The sequence below is a fragment of the Sulfurisphaera ohwakuensis genome, from assembly GCF_009729055.1.
Lineage (GTDB): Archaea > Thermoproteota > Thermoprotei_A > Sulfolobales > Sulfolobaceae > Sulfurisphaera > Sulfurisphaera ohwakuensis.
Genome location: NZ_CP045484.1, coordinates 127,255 through 146,909, shown reverse-complemented (window position 1 = coordinate 146,909; position 19,655 = coordinate 127,255). Strand labels below are relative to the sequence as shown.

Annotated in this window: 18 protein-coding genes, 1 tRNA gene and 1 pseudogene; 15 read left to right on the top strand and 5 right to left on the bottom strand. The window is 33.3% G+C overall.

What is annotated here, in order from left to right:
* Positions 1-67: 67 nt before the first annotated feature.
* Together D1869_RS00905 and ndk are read left to right on the top strand one after the other, a co-directional pair.
* A complete protein-coding gene (locus D1869_RS00905; RefSeq protein WP_010978232.1) occupies positions 68-253 on the top strand; it encodes a 50S ribosomal protein L24e in 186 nt (61 codons plus the stop codon).
* On the top strand, positions 253-696 hold the full coding sequence (gene ndk / locus D1869_RS00900; protein ID WP_052846241.1) for a nucleoside-diphosphate kinase: 444 nt from the start codon (positions 253-255) through the stop codon (positions 694-696). The genes D1869_RS00905 and ndk overlap by 1 nt, the downstream gene beginning before the upstream one ends.
* Here ndk and infB read toward each other — a convergent pair.
* Positions 668-2,476, bottom strand: coding sequence for a translation initiation factor IF-2 (infB, locus tag D1869_RS00895; RefSeq protein WP_156013539.1), 1,809 nt, complete (start codon positions 2,474-2,476; stop codon positions 668-670). The genes ndk and infB overlap by 29 nt on opposite strands.
* 38 nt (positions 2,477-2,514) lie before the next feature.
* Between infB and D1869_RS00890 the strand changes: the two genes are divergently transcribed.
* From D1869_RS00890 to D1869_RS00855, 8 genes are read left to right on the top strand one after another with little or no spacing between them, the layout of a single operon-like run.
* Positions 2,515-3,846 (top strand): NAD(P)-dependent malic enzyme, encoded by a 1,332-nt coding sequence (locus D1869_RS00890; protein ID WP_156013538.1) that lies wholly within the window; start codon positions 2,515-2,517, stop codon positions 3,844-3,846.
* Positions 3,847-3,901: 55 nt separating this feature from the next.
* Complete coding sequence (locus tag D1869_RS00885; RefSeq protein WP_052846238.1) at positions 3,902-4,156, top strand: DNA-directed RNA polymerase subunit H; 255 nt, start codon at positions 3,902-3,904, stop codon at positions 4,154-4,156.
* Positions 4,157-4,162: 6 nt separating this feature from the next.
* A complete protein-coding gene (locus D1869_RS00880) occupies positions 4,163-7,543 on the top strand; it encodes a DNA-directed RNA polymerase subunit B (protein ID WP_156013537.1) in 3,381 nt (1,126 codons plus the stop codon).
* Positions 7,536-10,178, top strand: a complete 2,643-nt coding sequence (rpoA1, locus tag D1869_RS00875; RefSeq protein WP_156013536.1) for a DNA-directed RNA polymerase subunit A' — start codon at positions 7,536-7,538, stop codon at positions 10,176-10,178. Before D1869_RS00880 ends, rpoA1 begins: the two co-directional genes overlap by 8 nt.
* A 5-nt stretch (positions 10,179-10,183) precedes the next feature.
* On the top strand, positions 10,184-11,362 hold the full coding sequence (gene rpoA2, locus D1869_RS00870) for a DNA-directed RNA polymerase subunit A'' (protein ID WP_156013535.1): 1,179 nt from the start codon (positions 10,184-10,186) through the stop codon (positions 11,360-11,362).
* A 5-nt stretch (positions 11,363-11,367) separates the two neighbouring features.
* Positions 11,368-11,688 carry a 50S ribosomal protein L30e gene (locus D1869_RS00865; RefSeq protein ID WP_156013534.1) on the top strand — a complete coding sequence of 107 codons (321 nt, stop codon included), beginning with the start codon at positions 11,368-11,370 and terminating at the stop codon, positions 11,686-11,688.
* Complete coding sequence (locus D1869_RS00860; RefSeq protein WP_010978223.1) at positions 11,689-12,120, top strand: NusA-like transcription termination signal-binding factor; 432 nt, start codon at positions 11,689-11,691, stop codon at positions 12,118-12,120.
* An 11-nt stretch (positions 12,121-12,131) separates the two neighbouring features.
* Positions 12,132-12,575, top strand: coding sequence for a 30S ribosomal protein S12 (locus tag D1869_RS00855; protein WP_156013533.1), 444 nt, complete (start codon positions 12,132-12,134; stop codon positions 12,573-12,575).
* Between the two features lie 4 nt (positions 12,576-12,579).
* Here D1869_RS00855 and D1869_RS00850 read toward each other — a convergent pair whose 3' ends face one another.
* A complete protein-coding gene (locus tag D1869_RS00850) occupies positions 12,580-13,059 on the bottom strand; it encodes a bifunctional nuclease family protein (protein ID WP_156013532.1) in 480 nt (159 codons plus the stop codon).
* Between the two features lie 84 nt (positions 13,060-13,143).
* Between D1869_RS00850 and D1869_RS00845 the strand changes: the two genes are divergently transcribed.
* From D1869_RS00845 to D1869_RS15850, 4 genes and pseudogenes are all read left to right on the top strand, one after another.
* Positions 13,144-13,728, top strand: a complete 585-nt coding sequence (locus tag D1869_RS00845; protein ID WP_156013531.1) for a 30S ribosomal protein S7 — start codon at positions 13,144-13,146, stop codon at positions 13,726-13,728.
* Positions 13,729-13,783: 55 nt separating this feature from the next.
* Positions 13,784-15,091, top strand: coding sequence for a translation elongation factor EF-1 subunit alpha (gene tuf / locus D1869_RS00840; protein WP_156013530.1), 1,308 nt, complete (start codon positions 13,784-13,786; stop codon positions 15,089-15,091).
* A 28-nt stretch (positions 15,092-15,119) separates the two neighbouring features.
* Complete coding sequence (gene rpsJ / locus D1869_RS00835) at positions 15,120-15,428, top strand: 30S ribosomal protein S10 (RefSeq protein ID WP_010978218.1); 309 nt, start codon at positions 15,120-15,122, stop codon at positions 15,426-15,428.
* Between the two features lie 596 nt (positions 15,429-16,024).
* Positions 16,025-17,039 (top strand): annotated as a pseudogene (locus D1869_RS15850) (DUF4322 domain-containing protein).
* Positions 17,040-17,424: 385 nt separating this feature from the next.
* Here D1869_RS15850 and D1869_RS00825 read toward each other — a convergent pair.
* A tRNA-Ser gene (locus D1869_RS00825) sits at positions 17,425-17,508 on the bottom strand.
* Between the two features lie 123 nt (positions 17,509-17,631).
* Between D1869_RS00825 and D1869_RS00820 the strand changes: the two genes are divergently transcribed.
* Positions 17,632-18,162, top strand: a complete 531-nt coding sequence (locus D1869_RS00820; RefSeq protein ID WP_156013529.1) for an adenosylcobinamide amidohydrolase — start codon at positions 17,632-17,634, stop codon at positions 18,160-18,162.
* On the opposite strand, the gene D1869_RS00815 is transcribed toward D1869_RS00820, so the two are convergent.
* Together D1869_RS00815 and D1869_RS00810 are read right to left on the bottom strand one after the other, a co-directional pair.
* Complete coding sequence (locus D1869_RS00815; protein ID WP_156013528.1) at positions 18,155-18,598, bottom strand: GNAT family N-acetyltransferase; 444 nt, start codon at positions 18,596-18,598, stop codon at positions 18,155-18,157. The two genes, D1869_RS00820 and D1869_RS00815, sit on opposite strands and share 8 nt — an antisense overlap.
* Positions 18,599-18,659: 61 nt before the next feature.
* Positions 18,660-19,361, bottom strand: coding sequence for an ABC transporter ATP-binding protein (locus D1869_RS00810; protein WP_156013527.1), 702 nt, complete (start codon positions 19,359-19,361; stop codon positions 18,660-18,662).
* Positions 19,362-19,655: the final 294 nt, after the last annotated feature.

Sequence of the window (19,655 nt, the reverse complement as noted above, 5' to 3'; positions counted from 1 at the left end):
TTTCTTATTCCCTTAGTAATCAAAAAACCAATTCACTTAAATACTTCACTCTCTGTATTATCATGAGATGCCCTCAATTAAACAGTGCAGTTTCTGTGGAAAAGAAATACCACCAGCAACCGGTTTAATGTATATAAGAAATGATGGTAGTATATTATGGTTCTGTTCAAATAAATGTAAAAAATCAATGTTGAAGCTACATAGAGATCCTAAAAAGTTGAAATGGACAAAATCATATATAGGTGGTAAGTGATGAGTATCCAAAGAACTTTTGTTATGATAAAACCAGATGGTGTAAGAAGAAATCTTATTGGCGAAATAATTTCTAGATTTGAAAAAAGAGGTCTTAAAATTATAGGCTTAAAAATGGTTAAAATAGATAGACCTACTGCAGAAAGACTTTATGAAGAGCATAAAGGTAAATCATTCTTTGAGGAGTTAATTAGCTATATAACTTCTGGTCCAGTAGTGTGTATGGTAATCGAAGGAGATGAAGCTGTTAGTGTTGTTAGAAAAATGATAGGAAACACTGACCCTAAAGAGGCTCCACCAGGTACAATAAGAGGTGATTATGCCTTAAGTAAAGCAGAAAATGTTATACACGCTTCAGATAGCGAAGAAAAGGCAAAAAGAGAAATGAGTATATTTTTCAAAGAAGAAGAGCTAGTTACACCTTTAGCCCAAGTGCATATGTAGGGTCATTAACTCTTTTTATATTAATTATTTCCTTTATAACTTCTTTCATATCATCTGTGATTATATCTTTATATTTGGTTAATAGTATCTCTAAATCTTCCTTTGGTACATCAGTGTACAGTATTTCTCCTTCATCAATTTGTCTTCCTACCATTATGTTTCCCTTTATAGAAACAGCTACTTCCATTCCTTTAGTAGCCCTATCTACACTTTTTTTATTATCTTGAATTTGAAGTATCTCACCCACTCTTTTACCATCTTTTTTCATAACTGGAAACTTTGGCCTTATTATTCCTCCTAGCACTTCAACACCTACTATTACTGGATCACTTCTACGGAATACATAACCTGGTATTAACCTAAATTTGCCTGGAAGAATTAAAGAATCTAGAGTTCTTCTCTTTTCACTTTCTCTTACTTCTGTTATATACTTCTCTATATCATCTATTAATTGGTATATTATTTCGCTGTAAATTAACTTAATGCTATTTGGGATTTCTATGCCTTGTAATGGTTTTACTCTAAATGCGGCTATAATTCCGTATTCTTTTGCTTCTTGTAAAGTAAGTTCAGCTTCAGTTATATCTTTTTTTGTTATAGGACCTATATCTGCTAATCTAATCGGAATGTTCTTTTGTTTTAGTCCTTCAACTATAGCTTCTAAACTTCCTAAACTATCAGCTTTAACAACAATACCTGCTATGTTTGCATTGTAATATTTTACACTAGCTATTTCTTCTTGTATAATTTTCTTGTATTCTTCAACTTGTTGCTCGTTCTCTGCTACAAATAACGGAGAACCTGCTAATGCATTTTCAAGTTCTGGTGCATAAATCTTAACACCTGCAGCAGCATAAACTTCATCAATTTGTGTTAAGTCTGTCTTAACTACTTTGATGTCTTGTAAAGGCTTTGGTACAAGAATTGACCTTACCTTTGTTACAATTGGCCCATTTAGACCCCCAATTATAATTGTATCATTCTTCTTTAATATCCCATCGTATATAATAACATCAATAGTATATCCGAGTCCTTGTAATTCTTTTACCTCTAATATAACACCTTTAGCTGGTCCTTCAGCAAATCTTAATTTTGTTTTCATATAATTCTGTGTTAATCCAGCAAGTAGAGCAAGTAATTCAGCTATTCCTTCGCCTGTCTTAGCTGAAACAGGTACTATTGCAACTGTTTTAGTGAAATCTCTTATACGATCGAATCTATCTGCATTGAAGCCTAATTCTGCTAATTGTCCTACAAGCCTATATACGTAATTATCTAGTTGAGTTTGTACATCTTTTCTTTGACTTTTTATACTTTCTAATAAGGAATAAGTATCTATTGGTTTCCAGCCAGGTATTCTGTCAATTTTATTTGCGGCTACTAAGAAAGGAACTTTTCTACTTCTTAATATCTCTAAGGATTCATAGGTTTGTTTTTGAAACCCTTCTACTATATCTACGACAAGAATAGCAATATCTGCAACACTCCCCCCTCTTCTTCTTAGATTACTAAATAGTTCATGCCCTGGAGTGTCAATAAAGAGTAATCCAGGTATTTCAAGTTTAATTGGGAATGTCTTTTTCAGTGGTTCTGCTATTTTTTCTATTACACTAGTAGGAACGAAGCTAGCTCCTACTTCTTGAGTCATTTCCCCTGGTTCCTTCTTTACTACTGCAGTTCCTCTAATTTTATCTAATAATGTTGTTTTACCGTGATCAACATGGCCTAAAACCACTACGATAGGTTGTCTAAGTCTTCTACTTTGTAACTGTTGAGACATAATCTTTCACCAACTAAAACTACATTGATATCTATTTCATGATCAAAAAATTTAATCTTATATTTAGTAAAGATACTGGTGTTATTACATTGAGTGAATTAGATAAAAAGGCGATTGAAATTTCTTCTAAATATAAGGGAAAAATACAAATATTGCCCAAGGTTCCCATAAAATCCATAGATGATTTTGCCGTTTTATATACTCCAGGCGTAGCAGCAGTATCCAGGGAAATTGCGAAAAACAAAGATTTATCTTTTCATTATACTTATAGGTGGAATGCTATCGCTATAGTAACTGATGGTACAAGAGTTCTAGGATTAGGAGACATCGGACCAGAGGCAGCAATGCCAGTAATGGAAGGAAAGGCTTTGATCTTTAAATATTTAGGTGGGGTTGACGCGATACCTTTGCCAATAGGTACAAAGGATCCAGATAAAATTATTGAGACTGTTAAAATATTAGAACCAGCTTTTGGAGGGATTAATTTAGAAGACATAGAATCACCTAAATGTTTTTATATTCTAGATAAATTAAGGCAATCAGTAGAAATTCCTGTATGGCATGATGATCAACAAGGTACAGCAGGAGCTACACTAGCTGGACTAATAACATCTCTTGAGATAACGGGCAAAGACCCGAAAAATATAAGAGTTATTCTATATGGTGCCGGGGCAGCTAATATAGCTACAGCTAGATTATTATATAAATATGGTGTTCCCTATGAAAATATGATTGTTATAGATAGTAGAGGACCATTGTACAAAGGAAGAAATGATGAGGATTCAATGAAGTTGGAAAATCCGTGGAAATATGAACTTCTAGAAAAAACAAATAAAGTTGGTGCTAGGACAGTAGAAGAAGCTTTTAAAGGTGCCGATGTTTTAATTGCAGCTTCTAAACCAGGTCCTGGTGTAATAAAATCAGATTGGATAAAGCTAATGAATAAAGATCCAATAGTGTTTGCTTTAGCTAATCCTGTTCCCGAAATCTGGCCAGACGAAGCAAAAAATGCTGGTGCTAGGATTGTAGCTACTGGAAGAAGTGATTTACCAAACCAAGTAAATAACTCCTTAATATTTCCAGCAGTTTTTAGGGGTGCTTTAGATGTTAGAGCGAAAACTATAACTGATGAAATGGTAATCGAAGCGGCTAGAGAACTGGCTTCATTTGCTAGAGAAAAAGGAATTAATGAAAATTATATTATTCCCAAAATGACTGAATGGGAAGTATATCCAAGAGTAGCAGCTGCTGTAGGTATGAAGGCTATACAGCAAGGTATTGCAAGAGTTTCATTATCATACGAGGAACTTTATTCTTCCGCAAGAGAGATTATAAACTCTGCAAGAAAACTCCTTTCTTCATTAACATAATTTTTTTAAGTGGTTGGAACTACTTACATATTACGACTTGGTTTGGTGAATTATAATGCGTTCTTCATCGAAAATTAAAATAGATCCTAGTCAGCATGAGCTTGTTCCCAAGCACGAGGTTCTAAGCATAGAAGAAGCTTATAAAATTCTTAAGGAGTTGGGAATAAAACCAGAACAACTTCCTTGGATTAGAGCATCAGATCCTATAGCTAAATTAGTTGGTGCAAAACCGGGAGATATAATTAAAATTACTAGAAAAAGCTCTTTGTCGGGAGAAGTAGTCGTATATAGATACGTTATAAGTGGGTGAATATAAGTGAGCCTTACAGTTGATGAAAGATGGGAAATTGTTAAATCATTCTTTAAACTAAGGGGTTTAGTGAGGCAACATTTAGATTCTTTTAATGATTTTCTACGAAATAAACTACAACAAATAATAGACGAACAAGGAGAGATTATAACAGAAATACCTGGATTAAAAATTAAGTTAGGTAAAATAAGATATGATAGGCCTGGAATCAGGGAAACAGATAAAGGACCTCCTAAAGAATTAACCCCTCTTGAAGCTAGACTTAGGAATTTAACTTACGCGGTCCCATTATATCTAACTATGATTCCAATAGAGAATAACATAGAAGGAGAACCAATTGAGGTTTACATAGGAGATTTACCAATTATGTTAAAATCAATTGCAGATCCTACATCTAACATGACTTATGATGAGCTAATAAAGATAGGAGAAGATCCTAAAGATCCTGGAGGCTACTTTATAGTAAATGGAACAGAAAAAGTAATTGTTGCACAAGAAGATTTAGCCACTAATAGAGTATTGGTTGATTATGGTAAAAGCGGTTCTAATATAACCCATGTTGCAAAAATTACATCAGCTGCTGCTGGATATAGAGTTCAAGTAGTAATTGAAAGATTAAAGGATAGTAGTATTCAAGTATCATTTGCTACTGTTCCAGGTAAAATTCCATTTGTCATTATGATGAGAGCACTAGGTTTTACTACAGATAAGGATATTGTTTATGCAGTATCTTTAGATCCAGAAATACAGAATGAGTTATTACCTTCATTAGAGCAAGCAAGTTCAATAACTACAGTTGAAGATGCGCTTGATTTCATAGGTAATAGGATAGCTATAGGCCAGAAAAGAGAAAATAGAATTCAAAGAGCCGAGCAAATTATAGATAAATACTTCTTACCTCATATTGGTACGTCTCCAGAAGATAGGAAAAAGAAGGGATATTATTTAGCTGCTGCTGTAAATAAGCTTCTAGAACTATATCTAGGAAGAAGGCAACCAGATGATAAGGATCATTATGCTAATAAAAGAGTTAGACTAGCAGGAGATTTATTTACAAGCTTATTTAGGGTCGCATTTAAAGCATTTGTAAAAGACCTAGTATATCAATTAGAAAAGGCAAAAGTAAGGGGTAGAAGACTTTCATTAACCGCATTAGTAAGGGCGGATATAATAACTGAAAGAGTAAGGCACGCACTAGCTACTGGAAATTGGGTTGGAGGAAGAACTGGTGTAAGCCAGCTATTAGATAGAACTAATTGGTTATCAATGTTAAGTCACTTAAGGAGAGTAGTATCCTCATTAGCTAGAGGACAACCGAACTTTGAAGCTAGAGATTTACATGGTACTCAATGGGGTAGAATGTGCCCGTTTGAAACACCAGAAGGTCCTAATAGTGGATTAGTTAAAAACCTAGCATTATTAGCTCAAGTTTCCGTTGGTATTAATGAATCAAGTATAGAGAAGGTAATTTATGAGCAAGGTGTTATATCTCAAGAGGAACTTATAGAAAGGCTTTCAGCTGAAGAAGATATAAATAAGTATCTAAATTGGAGTAAAGTCTATTTAAATGGGAGATTACTAGGATATTACCCAGATGGAAAAGAACTAGCAGAAAAAATAAGAGAGTTACGTAGATCTAGTAAGATTAGTGATGAAGTTAATGTTGCTCATATAGTTACTGAATACATAAATGAAGTACATATAAATTGTGATGGGGGAAGAGTTAGAAGGCCGCTAATTGTTGTTAAAGATGGTAAACCCTTAGTAAGTGAAGAGGACATAGAAAAATTAAGAAAAGGAGAGATAACTTTTGATGATCTTGTAAAACAAGGTAAGATTGAATTTCTAGATGCCGAAGAAGAGGAAAATGCCTATATTGCACTTAACCCCCAAGATTTAACCAAAGATCATACTCATTTAGAAATATGGCCTCCAGCTATATTAGGGATTACAGCCTCGATTATTCCATATCCAGAACATAATCAGTCACCAAGAAATACATATCAATCTGCTATGGCTAAACAAGCTCTAGGATTATATGCGGCTAACTATCAACTCAGAACTGATACTCGTGCTCATTTACTTCATTATCCGCAAAAACCTTTGGTAGGAACAAAAATATTAGACATTATAGGCTATAATGATAGACCTGCTGGGAATAACGCTATTTTAGCAGTTATGTCATACACTGGATATAATATGGAGGATGCAATTATCATGAACAAATCTTCAGTAGAAAGGGGTATGTATAGGTCAACATTCTTCAGACTTTATTCAACTGAAGAGTTGAAATATCCTGGTGGTCAAGAAGACAAAATAATGAAGCCAGAGCCAGGCACTAAGGGTTACAAGGGTAATGAGTATTATAGATTACTTGAAGATAATGGAATAGTATCACCAGAGGTTGAAGTAAAGGGTGGAGATGTACTTATAGGTAAAGTTAGTCCGCCAAGATTTTTACAAGAATTTAAAGAACTATCTCCGGAGCAATCAAAGAGAGACACCTCAATTGTTACAAGACATGGAGAGATGGGTATAGTAGATTTAGTATTAGTAACTGAGTCATCTGAAGGAAATAAGCTAGTAAAAGTTAGAGTGAGAGATCTTAGAATCCCAGAAATAGGTGATAAATTCGCTACAAGACACGGACAAAAAGGAGTAATAGGGATGCTGATAGATCAAGCTGACATGCCATATACAGTAAAAGGAGTAGTTCCAGATATAATTTTAAATCCACATGCATTACCATCAAGAATGACAATAGGGCAAATAATGGAAGCTTTGGCGGGCAAGTATGTTGCTCTAACGGGTAAACCAGTTGATGCTACTCCATTTATTGAAAGTCCTCCTTTAGAAGAAATAAGGAAAGGGATTAGGGAATCGGGATTCTTACCAGATGGAACAGAAGTAGTTTATGATGGTAGAACGGGTCAGAAATTAAAGGGCAGAATATTATTTGGTATAGTGTACTATCAAAAATTGCATCACATGGTTGCTGATAAGATGCATGCAAGGGCTAGAGGACCGGTACAAATATTAACTAGACAACCAACTGAAGGTAGAGCTCGTGAAGGTGGATTAAGATTTGGAGAAATGGAAAGAGACTGTCTTATAGGATTTGGAACAGCAATGCTCATTAAAGATAGATTATTGGATAATTCAGATAAAGCAACAATTTATGTTTGTGATAAATGTGGATATATAGGTTGGTACGATAGAACTAGAAATAAATACGTATGTCCAATACATGGTGAGAATGCAAATTTATATCCAGTTACGGTTTCATATGCATTTAAGTTACTTTTACAAGAGTTAATGAGTATGGTTATATCACCTAGATTAGTATTAGGTGATAAAGTTTCTGTAGGTGGTGAGAATAATGAGTGAAAAGATAATTAAAGGTATAAAATTTGGCATTCTTTCTCCAGATGAAATTAGAAAAATGTCAGTAACTGCTATTATAACATCTGAAGTATACGACGAAGATGGTACTCCTATTGAAGGAGGTGTAATGGATCCAAGGCTTGGAGTAATTGAACCAGGCCAAAAATGTCCTACATGTGGAAATACCTTGAATGGTTGTCCAGGACATTTTGGTCATATAGAATTAGTAAGGCCAGTAATTCACGTAGGTTTTGTAAAACACGTTTATGATATATTAAGGGCTACATGCAGACATTGTGGAAGACTTAAGATAAAAGAAGAAGATTTGCAGAGATATTCAAGAATATATCACGCAATTAAAGATAGATGGCCTTCTGCAGCAAGAAGATTAGTAGAATATATAAAGAAAAATGCAATGAAAAACATGGAATGTCCTCACTGTGGTGAAAAACAGTTCAAGATAAAGTTGGAGAAACCGTATAATTTCTATGAGGAGAGAAAAGAAGGTGTTATTAGGTTAACCCCTTCAGACATAAGAGAAAGACTAGAGAGAATACCAGATAGTGATTATGAATTATTAGGATACGATCCTAAATATTCTAGACCAGAATGGATGATTTTAACAGTATTACCTGTTCCTCCTATAACTATCAGGCCTTCAATAACAATAGAAAGTGGAATCAGAGCTGAAGATGATCTAACTCATAAGTTAGTGGATATAATAAGAATAAACGAAAGACTGAAGGAAAGCATTGATGCTGGTGCTCCACAATTAATAATTGAAGACTTATGGGATCTATTACAATATCATGTTTCTACTTACTTTGATAATGAAATACCTGGAATACCACCAGCAAAACATAGATCTGGTAGACCTTTAAGAACATTAGCTCAAAGATTAAAAGGAAAAGAAGGTAGATTCAGAGGTAACTTATCTGGAAAAAGAGTAGACTTTTCAGCAAGAACTGTAATATCACCTGATCCTAATATAAGTATTGATGAAGTCGGTGTACCAGTTGCTATTGCGAAAACGTTAACTGTACCAGAAAGAGTTACTAAAATGAATATAGAGAGAATGAGACAATATGTAATTAATGGCCCCGAAAAATGGCCAGGTGCAAATTATGTTATTAGACCAGATGGTAGAAGGATAGATTTAAGATATGTAAAGGATAGAAAGGAGCTTGCATCAAGTTTAACCCCCGGCTATATTGTTGAAAGACATTTAATTGATGGTGATATCGTATTATTTAATAGACAGCCATCTCTACATAGAATCTCCATGATGGGGCATAAAGTAAAGGTATTACCAGGTAGGACTTTCAGGTTAAATCTGTTAGTATGTCCTCCATATAATGCTGATTTTGATGGAGACGAAATGAATTTACATGTGCCTCAGTCAGAAGAAGCAATAGCTGAAGCTAAAGAAATAATGCTAGTACATAAGAATATAATAACCCCTAGATATGGAGGCCCTATAATGGGCGGAGCGCAAGATTATATTAGTGGAGCTTATCTGCTAACAGTAAAAACTACGTTACTTACTAGAGAAGAAGTAACTACAATTCTGGGTGTAACTGATTTTATGGGTGAAATAGGAGAGCCTGCAATACTAGCACCTAAAGAATATTACACCGGAAAACAGATAGTAAGTCTATTCTTGCCAAAAGATTTCAATTTCCATGGACAAGCTAATATATCTAAAGGTTTCAGAGCTTGTAAGAATGAAGTATGTCCTCATGATTCCTATATAGTTATTAAGAATGGTATACTTTTAGAAGGAGTACTAGATAAAAAAGCAATAGGAAATCAGCAACCAGAAAGCATATTGCATTGGTTAGTGAGAGAATATGGAACAGAATATGGACGATGGATAATGGATAATGTGTTCAAACTATTTATAAGGTTTATCGAGTTAAGAGGTTTCACTATGACGTTAGATGATGTAACGATACCACCTCAAGCATTTAAAGAAATTGATGAACAAATAGAAGTAGCTTATAAAAAAGTAGAAGAATTAATTAAGCAATATAATGAAGGAACATTAGAACTAATACCTGGTAGAACCGCTGAAGAGAGCCTAGAAGACCACATTTTAGAAACGTTAGATCAATTAAGAAAAGTAGCTGGCGATATAGCTACTAAATATCTAGATCCATTCAACAATGTTTATATCATGGCAGTTACTGGTGCAAGAGGTAGTGAACTAAACATAACGCAGATGACAGCTATGCTAGGTCAGCAGTCAGTAAGGGGAGAAAGAATAAAAAGAGGTTATATAACAAGAACATTACCTCATTTTAAGCCCGGAGATATTTCCCCAGATGCTAGAGGTTTTGTACATAACTCCTTCACAAGAGGATTAACACCAATAGAAATGTTCTTCCATGCAGCTGGAGGCAGAGAAGGATTAGTTGACACAGCAGTTAAAACATCACAAAGTGGGTATATGCAAAGAAGGTTAATTAACGCTTTATCTGATTTAAGAGTAGAATATGACGGTACTGTAAGGTCTTTATATGGTGAAGTAATCGAACTAGCTTATGGTGAAGATGAGGTGCATCCAATGTATAGTTCTCATGGTAAAACTGTTGACGTAAATAGAATAATAGAAAGAGTAGTAGGATGGAAGAGGTGAACTATATGGTTTCGGAATATATTAAATCTTATATAGAAAAATCACTAGAACAAATTAAGGATAAATTACCTGATAAAGTAATTCAAGATTTAAGAGAAGCATTATTAAATACTGATATAAATCTCACAGAGTCTGATGTGGATAAAATAATAGATTTAGCAGTGAAAGATTACCAAGAGTCGTTGATTGAACCTGGAGAAGCTGTAGGTATTGTATCAGCACAGTCAATAGGCGAGCCTGGTACACAAATGACTTTAAGAACTTTCCACTTTGCCGGTATTAGAGAGTTAAATGTTACTTTAGGTTTACCCCGATTAATAGAGATTGTTGATGCAAGAAAAACACCATCCACTCCTATAATGACTATCTATTTAACAGATGAATATAAATATGATAAAGAAAAAGCATTAGAAATAGCAAGAAAAATTGAGTATACTAAAATAGAGAATGTAATTTCATCTATAAGCGTTGATATAACTAATATGTCTATTACCATACAATTAGATGAGGAAATGCTTAAAGACAAAGGAGTAGATCCTTCTAGTGTTAAGAAGATAATCTCAAAGTTAAAATTAGGTAAGATACGAATTGAAGACATTGATGATTATACTTTTACTATTTACTTTGAAGAAATAGATAATATTTCAGCTCTGTTTAAAATGCGTGAAAAGTTATTAAATACAAAAATTAAAGGAATTAAAGGAATTAGAAGAGCTATAGTGCAGAAAAAAGGAGATGAATATGTAATTATAACTGATGGTTCAAACTTAGAAGGCGTAATAGGAATAAAAGGAGTTGATATAAATAAAATTCAGACAAATAATATTCACGAGATAGCAGAAACTTTTGGAATAGAGGCTGCAAGAGAGGCCATTGCAAGAGAGATTAAAAAAGTTCTTGAAGAGCAAGGTCTAGATGTAGATATGAGGCATATTCTATTAGTAGCAGATATAATGACAAGAACTGGTGTAGTTAGGCAAATTGGAAGACATGGAGTAACTGGAGAAAAAAGTAGTGTATTAGCTAGAGCCGCATTTGAGGTAACCGTGAAACATTTACTTGACGCTGCAGCAAGAGGAGAAATGGAAGAATTTAAAGGAGTAGTAGAAAATATTATAATCGGTCAACCAATTAGATTGGGCACGGGTATAGTTGAGTTGACTATGAGACTGAATGTGAGGTGAAGTAAATGTCAGAAGTAACAGGATTTGAAAGCGAGCTAAAAACTTTATTAAGAACAGGTAAAGTAGTTTTTGGGAGCAAAAAAACGATAAAAATGGTGAAGACAGGGAAAGTAAAAATGGTAATAATAGCTTCTACCTTGAGGCAAGATCTTAAGGATGATATTCTAGCTTATGCAAAGATATCTAATATTCCAGTTTATCAGTATAATGGTAGTGCATATGAATTAGGAACACTTTGTGGAAAACCATTTATGATATCCACTATTGGTGTTATAGATCTTGGCGAGTCTAGATTACTAGAAGAAATAAAGGAGGGGGCTCAATAATTGCCTGAGATTAAGCTTACTTCAGAGGAATTAAGGTATATGTCACTTTTTCAAGACGTGACGCGTGTAACTGCAAGGGACTGTATCGTAGATGAGGAAAATAACAGAATTATATTTCTTGTAAACCCAGAAAATATGGGAACTGCTATAGGTAAAAATGGTTCTAATGTAAAAAGACTGGAAAAACTTATAGGAAAATCAATTGAGATTGTAGGATATAGTGATAACCTAGAAGATTTAGTAAGAAATTTAATGGCGCCTGCAAAGGTGAGAAGTGTAAAAGTGGTTCAGTCTAATTCTAAGAAGACAGTTTATATTAACGTTGATCCTCAAGATAAGGGCCTCGCTATTGGTAAGAACGGGAGAAATGTTACTAGAGCAAAGTTAATATTAAAAAGATATATGGATATTGATTCCGTGATTATAACTTAGGGTGAAGAAGAATGGCAGGAGGTAAATCACCTAAAGGAATGTTTGCTGCAAGGAAATTAAGGTTAAAGAGACTTAAGTTTAGATGGCATCAAAGAAAATTCAAGAGAAGAATGCTGAAATTAAAAGAAAAATTTGATCCATTAGAAGGGGCACCAATGGCTAGAGGTATAGTATTAGAAAAAGTAGGAATTGAATCTAGGCAACCTAACTCTGCTGTAAGAAAAGCTGTAAGAGTACAATTAGTAAAAAATGGTAGAATAGTTACTGCTTTCGTTCCTGGAGACGGTGGCGTAAACTTCATTGATGAACATGATGAGGTAGTCATTGCTGGAATTGGAGGAACTCTAGGCAGATCAATGGGAGACTTACCCGGAGTAAGATATAAGGTAATTATGGTTAATGGTGTTTCTTTGGATGCTCTATATAAGGGTAAAAAACAAAAGCCAGTAAGATAGATTTTTATACGTCTTCTCCGCTTTTTCTCTCCTGTTTTTCTTGTTCATCAACTAAACTCTTCTTTACATAAATTGGTCTATTAGATACTATCGCAAGAAAAACTGCATGACTAGGAATTAATTGTTTTTCTATGATTACTCCATCAAATTTAAATTCTACAGTAGCAATATAAACTCCATACTCTTCGTTCACATCGTTTATAACAACTCTATTTATTATCTTGCTTAATTGATCTTTAATTTCAGAAGAGAATGCAAGCACATCATATATATTTTCTCTCTTATCACCTCTTAATAATTCTTCGTAATCTCTTTTCTCCTGTAATCTATTTAATGCTATAACAATTTCTGGTGGAATCTGAAACATTTTAAATTCTCTTCCATCTTCTAGATATAATACCATTGTTGGAATCCCATGAATAGGGTAAAAGAACGCTTCTACTTTTTCTACTTTTATTAACTCCTCTGAATTATCTTGGCTCATTATATTATATACTATGTATTTGCACTATAAAATCCTTCATAAACACATTTAAGGGAAAACTGTTTATTGCAATAAGATAAAAATATGGAATCCTTTGAAGTTTCATCAATAGACCTCAAAGTATTTGGTAAGTGGGATACAAAAGTAGAAATTAGAGATCCTAGTCTAAAGAAATACATAAGTTTAATGCCAGTTTATTTGCCCCATACAGGCGGTAGGCATGAGCATAGGAGGTTTGGAAAAGCTAAATTACCAATCGTAGAAAGACTTATCAATAATGTAATGAGACCAGGTAGAAATAAGGGAAAGAAAATGTTAGCTTATAACATAGTGAAAACTGCTTTTGATATAATAGCATTAAAAACAGGTCAAAATCCTATCCAAATATTAGTTAGAGCTATAGAAAACTCTGCTCCTAGAGAGGAAGTAACAAGAATAATGTACGGTGGTATTGTTTACTATGTTGCTGTAGATGTAGCTCCACAAAGAAGAGTAGACCTAGCTTTAAGACATCTAGTTATGGGTGCAAAAGAAGCTTCATTTAATAATCCTAAACCAATAGAAGAAGCCTTGGCTGAAGAAATAATTGCTGCAGCAAACAATGATCCAAAAAGCTTTGCGATTAGAAAGAAAGAAGAAATTGAGAGAATTGCATTAAGCTCGAGATAACTTATAGCTAAACTTTTAATGCTTGTTACGTTAATTATGTGCAAGAGGGAGTAAGATGTCACAAAAGCCACACCTTAATTTAATTGTTATAGGACATGTAGACCATGGTAAAAGCACCTTAGTTGGAAGACTTTTGATGGATAGAGGTTTTCTAGATGAAAAAACAATAAAAGAGGCAGAAGAAGCTGCAAAGAAACTAGGTAAAGAATCAGAGAAATATGCCTTCTTACTAGATAGATTAAAAGAAGAAAGAGAAAGAGGTGTAACGATAAACTTAACCTTTATGAGATTCGAAACAAAGAAGTTCTTCTTTACAATTATTGATGCACCCGGTCATAGAGACTTCGTAAAGAACATGATAACTGGTGCAAGCCAAGCTGATGCTGCTATACTAGTAGTTTCAGCCAAGAAAGGTGAATATGAAGCTGGAATGAGTGCTGAAGGACAGACAAGAGAGCATATAATACTAGCAAAAACAATGGGAATTAATCAAGTAATAGTGGCTGTAAATAAGATGGATCTAACTGATCCACCTTATGATGAAAAGAGATACAAAGAAATTGTAGACCAAGTAGGTAAGTTTATGAAAAGCTTTGGATTTGATATGAACAAAGTTAAGTTTGTACCAGTAGTTGCACCAACTGGTGAAAATATAACACAGAGATCTGAAAATATGAAATGGTATACTGGTCCAACATTAGAAGAATATTTAGATCAACTAGAGATACCACCAAAACCAGTTGATAAACCATTAAGAATACCAATTCAAGAAGTATACTCAATTTCTGGCGTAGGTGTAGTCCCAGTAGGTAGAGTAGAAACTGGTGTCCTTAAAGTAGGTGATAAAGTAGTATTTATGCCAGTAGGAAAAGTTGGTGAAGTTAGATCTATTGAAACTCATCATACAAAAATTGAAAAAGCAGAACCTGGAGATAATATTGGATTCAACGTTAGAGGCGTTGAAAAGAAAGATATCAAAAGAGGAGATGTTGCTGGTAGCTTAAATGTTCCACCTACTGTTGCTGACGAATTTACGGCACAAATAATAGTAATATGGCATCCAACAGCTGTTAGTGTAGGTTATACTCCAGTAGTTCATATACACACAGCTAGTGTAGCTTGTAGAATAACAGAACTTACTTCAAAGATTGATCCAAAGACCGGTAAAGAGGTTGAAAAGAACCCACAATTCTTAAAGTCTGGTGATTCAGCAATAGTAAAAATGAAGCCTATAAAAGAGTTAGTTGTTGAGAAATTTAGAGAATTCCCAGCGCTAGGAAGGTTTGCTATGAGAGATATGGGTAAAACAGTGGGAGTAGGAGTAGTTATTGATGTAAAGCCAAAGAAGGTAGAAATTAAATAAGATTTTATATTTTTTATATGGTGATTTTATGCCTACTAAGGCGAGAATTAGACTTTGGAGTACTAATATAGAGAATTTAAACTTTGTAGTGAATCAAATAAAAACTTTGGCTCAAAAAACTGGAGTCGAAATAAGTGGACCTATTCCATTACCGACTTCAAGAATGGAAGTTCCAGTAATGAGATTACCACACGGAGAAGGAAAGAAAAAATGGGAGCATTGGGAAATGAAAATACATAAAAGAATAATTGATATTGCATCTGATGAGAGAGTCATGAGACAATTAATGAGAGTAAGAGTACCAGATGATGTATACATAGAGATAGAATTAATATAAAAGCTACAACTTATTAGCCTTTTGCCTTTTTATTCTATTTAATATATGGTTTTTGGCTAATGGTATTTTAATTATTATAATATTAAATTAATTCTTATATTTATAACTAAAGTTGTAAATTTGGTGAAAGATTTTTGATTTTAATTCTATAAAATAGAAGACAAATCATTTTGCCAGTATCTTCTCTTTGTAAGATATATAAAGAGGTATATCATATATTTTGTATGAAGGAATTCTATGAAATATGGAGATACTCTATTGATATTTATGCCATAATCTGGATGACATTGTTATATTAAATTTTCTTTCACTGCATAGCTATTATTTAAAAACTGTAGTTAATTACAATAATTATTTCCCGCTACTAGTTTCTATGGTAGATATCCTGGTTAATTATAAAAAAATTAATAATATAAGCTTGTTTTCCGCAAACATTGGACTACATTATTATTTGCTATTCCATTTCTTAGACCCTAGACCCCAAATTCATTTTACAAAAAATAATTACAAGGAATAATTATCTATTATCTTGAAAATTTGTAATTAGAGAAAAAGTTAAGGTAGATGTAGTCTGGTATTACTTTAGGGGAACAAACTTGATAATACCAGACTCCATCCACCCAAAAACACTTGCACAAATCAAGGAAAAATTATTTTCCATCATAAACTTCAAGGGAAGAAAGGCAGAAGAAGTCAAGAAAACACTTGTAACAGCAGCACTAACAAAAGATTCAGTAGAAAACAAGGCAAAAGAATTTGGCATCTCACCACAAACAGTAAGAAACTACGTGGAAGAACAACCACAAGTAATAGAACAAATGCTAAACATGATCAAAACAACCTCCATTAAGGAACTAGGCGGAAGAAAACGTGTAAAAATATCAATAGACTAACGTCAGTAAAATACAAGGGAAAACCAGTAGAAGGACTAAGCGGCTCAGAAAAAGGTTACGCATGGAGTTACGCAACAGCAACAACAAGAGTAAAGAAAAAAACACTAATACTAGCATTCACACGCATAGAATGACTAGGCTAGAGATAGTTGAAAACCCAATACAACAAATACCAGCATTAGGCCTAGAAATAGAACTAGTAACACTAGATGCCGGATACTATTCAGTAGACGTGATCAACTACTTATCAAGGTTTAACTTCATCATTGGAGTAGCCATGGAAAAGGTTGGAATACATGGAAACTTCGATGGTGATTATACTGCAAAGTCAAATGCTAAGAAGGCAACCTTTAGGCTAATAATACATCACGGTAGGGAAAAGGAGTACTTGGCAAAGGGGACAAACCTAGACGTAAATAGGAGTATTATTGTAAAATGGTATAACAAGGTTAGGACACCAATAGAAACATCATACAAGTTAATCAAATCTTTCCTAATCTTTACCTCATCAAGGAGTTGGCTATTCCGATTATTCATCTTCCTCCTAGCAATGTTAATCTATACACTATACTTGCTCCTCAAGGGGACAACGAGCAAAGAAGACTTCCGCTTACTCCTAACCATCTTGCTCTTACAAGATAATATTACTATTTTGCAAGAATATTTAGTTAAATTATTTTATTCACTTTTTAACTCTCTTGAATTATTTTCGGGGTGATGAAATTGGGGTCTAGGGAACTGCTATAATAAATTAAAAATAGTTTTAAAGGATAAACATTTTTCACTCCTTGAGAAAACATTTAAGATATATCGTAAGGTTAGAAAAGTTATTAATGATTTCTTTGAAGAGTAAGAAAAAAGCTTCATTATAAATCGACTAAATTATATGTTATGTTACGTCTTGGTTTAATACATATAGAAATCTAAATATTTTAAAATTTTTATAATTGTTATTTCACTACAAACTATGAAACAAGAAAGGGAAAAATGATATATGATCGTAGGAATAAGGAGTACTTTGACAATAAATAGTGTGTTATATGTAACATATTCTATACATTTTCATATAAAGAATAATATAGGGGTATAAACAAGATTTAGTACGCCGGGGGCGGGACTTGAACCCGCGCGGGGAAACCCCCAACGGCTCTCCAGGCCGCCCCCTTAGACCGCTCGGGCACCCCGGCAAGTATAACATATGCATTAGTAAATTAAAAACGTTTTTCATGTCTAATAACTCTATTATCCTAGCTTGCTTCAGAATTTATTTTATTGAAATGTTTTATTTAAGTTTGAATTAAGACATTGCTGTGATTAAAAAAGTACTAAGATATTCTTTAGACAAACAATACATTACTCTTTCGTCAACATTATATCCAGAAGGAATAAGTTATGTTGATAATATAGTTTTAGTGATAGTAGATAAGAATTACTGTAATACTAACCCGTGGAGTGATATTATGCAATATGTAAATGAAAATAGTGTAGCTTTTATGACTGCATCAGAGAAGTTTATTTTTGAAAAATATGATGGAAAAATAAAAATTTTCCTTAGTGTTGGAATAGGCGAAAGTGGAGAAGATGCGGGTTGTACTATAAATGTCGGTGCATTTTTAGACTTTAGCCTAAACATTAATGGGTTAGTTGATCTGGTAAGAACTATTACAGAAGCAAAATGTGGTGCGCTAAGAGACTTATCCCTTCCATATACTGGCACTGCAAGTGATGCAGTTGCTGTAGGTAGTCTTGCAGGCAATGAATATTTTTCAGGTCCTTCAACAGAATTAGGAAAGAGAATAGCTAGGATTATACGAGAAAAAATAAAGGAATTACTTACTTAAATATTATCTTTCCACATTCTATGTTTTCATTTAATTCTTTGCAAACAATAGTATCATCTTCATACGCGTCCAATAACTCAATGATCTTATTCTTTACATATTTTTTATTAAATATGGTATAATCCAAACTCTTAAACAGTTTAATTGCAGCAATATTATCACTTTTTGTTGAAGCTACTATAATATCAACATTTTTTCTTTTAAATATCTCTTCAGCTTTTTTTATTAATTCTTTTCCAAAACCTTTACCTCTGTATTCTGGTAAGATACCTACATAGAATATTGCCCCAATATTTTTATATTTTTTGAGTTCTGCAAATCCTATTTCCTTTCCGTTATATTTTTGTATTAAAATTTTTGAGGATTTAGCATTTTTTAATGCATAATAGCTATCATATTTAGAAAGAGAAGAAGTTATTAGTTCTTCAATACTCATATTCTCTTTTCCTTTTACAATTTTATGCTTTCTCTTATACTTAAAAAACTTTTCTTATGAACTAATAATATCCTTTAATTAGCTTAGCTATAATATGTTCAATAGGTTCGTTCCCATTAGCCATTTTCTTAAGCTCAACGAAATCTCCCATCCATCTGATAATACCATTTGAAATAATCAATACTTTTGTTGCTAATTTATCTGCGACTGAAAGTATATGAGTTGAAACCAGTAAAGTATTCATTTTCTTTAGTAGTTCTATTACAGTCTCTTGGGTTGGAATATCAAGGTAATTCAAAGGCTCATCTAGTAGAATAATATTAGGTTCATGCAGAATAGCCATAGCAATAGCTAATTTTTGTTTATTCCCTCTAGATAATGTAGAAGCCTTATAATTGATGTAATGGCGCAGATCTAATACATCTAATAGGTCGTATATTTTGTTTTCATCAACATTTCTTAATGAGGCTACAAATTTCAAATTATCTATAACAGAAAGCCCGGGGAAAGGGTCAGCATCTTCCGGTAGATATCCAAGAATTTTCTTTATTTCTACCGAAGATGGATCTTTGTCCATAATCTTCACTTCTCCTTTATCTGGTCTTATTAATCCAGCCAAAATTTTTAATAAAGTACTTTTACCAGCACCATTAGGCCCCAGTAACGCCCATTTTTCATTACAGTTTATATCAAAGGAAATTCCGTTTAATGCTATCAAATTACCATATCTTTTTTCTACGTTACTTACATGAATACATAGCATAAATATAAAGAGTGAAGACAACTATAAAGAATTGCAACTCCTATTGAAACTCATCAATATTATGTCATAGAAAGAACATATATACATTCCTTTTTATTTAGTCTAAAGTTTATCTTATGATAAGAATTTATATATCTCATTCGAAAGAATAGAAAGATTTTTCTATGTAAAAAGATACTAAGAAGAATATGTTTACTTAACAGAGAAAGATTAAAGTGATAAATAAGGATATTAATTTGTAGATCCTTTATATAAAATAATAGAAAGTTATATAAAGGGATGGGGGCATGCCCG

Coding starts and splice junctions, on each gene's coding strand:
- D1869_RS00905 (WP_010978232.1), top strand. CDS start 68: ATGCCCTCAATTAAACAGTGCAGTTTCTGTGGAAAAGAAATACCACCA.
- ndk (WP_052846241.1), top strand. CDS start 253: ATGAGTATCCAAAGAACTTTTGTTATGATAAAACCAGATGGTGTAAGA.
- infB (WP_156013539.1), bottom strand. CDS start 2,476: ATGTCTCAACAGTTACAAAGTAGAAGACTTAGACAACCTATCGTAGTG.
- D1869_RS00890 (WP_156013538.1), top strand. CDS start 2,515: ATGATCAAAAAATTTAATCTTATATTTAGTAAAGATACTGGTGTTATT.
- D1869_RS00885 (WP_052846238.1), top strand. CDS start 3,902: ATGCGTTCTTCATCGAAAATTAAAATAGATCCTAGTCAGCATGAGCTT.
- rpoA1 (WP_156013536.1), top strand. CDS start 7,536: ATGAGTGAAAAGATAATTAAAGGTATAAAATTTGGCATTCTTTCTCCA.
- rpoA2 (WP_156013535.1), top strand. CDS start 10,184: ATGGTTTCGGAATATATTAAATCTTATATAGAAAAATCACTAGAACAA.
- D1869_RS00865 (WP_156013534.1), top strand. CDS start 11,368: ATGTCAGAAGTAACAGGATTTGAAAGCGAGCTAAAAACTTTATTAAGA.
- D1869_RS00855 (WP_156013533.1), top strand. CDS start 12,132: ATGGCAGGAGGTAAATCACCTAAAGGAATGTTTGCTGCAAGGAAATTA.
- D1869_RS00850 (WP_156013532.1), bottom strand. CDS start 13,059: ATGAGCCAAGATAATTCAGAGGAGTTAATAAAAGTAGAAAAAGTAGAA.
- D1869_RS00845 (WP_156013531.1), top strand. CDS start 13,144: ATGGAATCCTTTGAAGTTTCATCAATAGACCTCAAAGTATTTGGTAAG.
- tuf (WP_156013530.1), top strand. CDS start 13,784: ATGTCACAAAAGCCACACCTTAATTTAATTGTTATAGGACATGTAGAC.
- rpsJ (WP_010978218.1), top strand. CDS start 15,120: ATGCCTACTAAGGCGAGAATTAGACTTTGGAGTACTAATATAGAGAAT.
- D1869_RS00815 (WP_156013528.1), bottom strand. CDS start 18,598: ATGAGTATTGAAGAACTAATAACTTCTTCTCTTTCTAAATATGATAGC.
- D1869_RS00810 (WP_156013527.1), bottom strand. CDS start 19,361: ATGCTATGTATTCATGTAAGTAACGTAGAAAAAAGATATGGTAATTTG.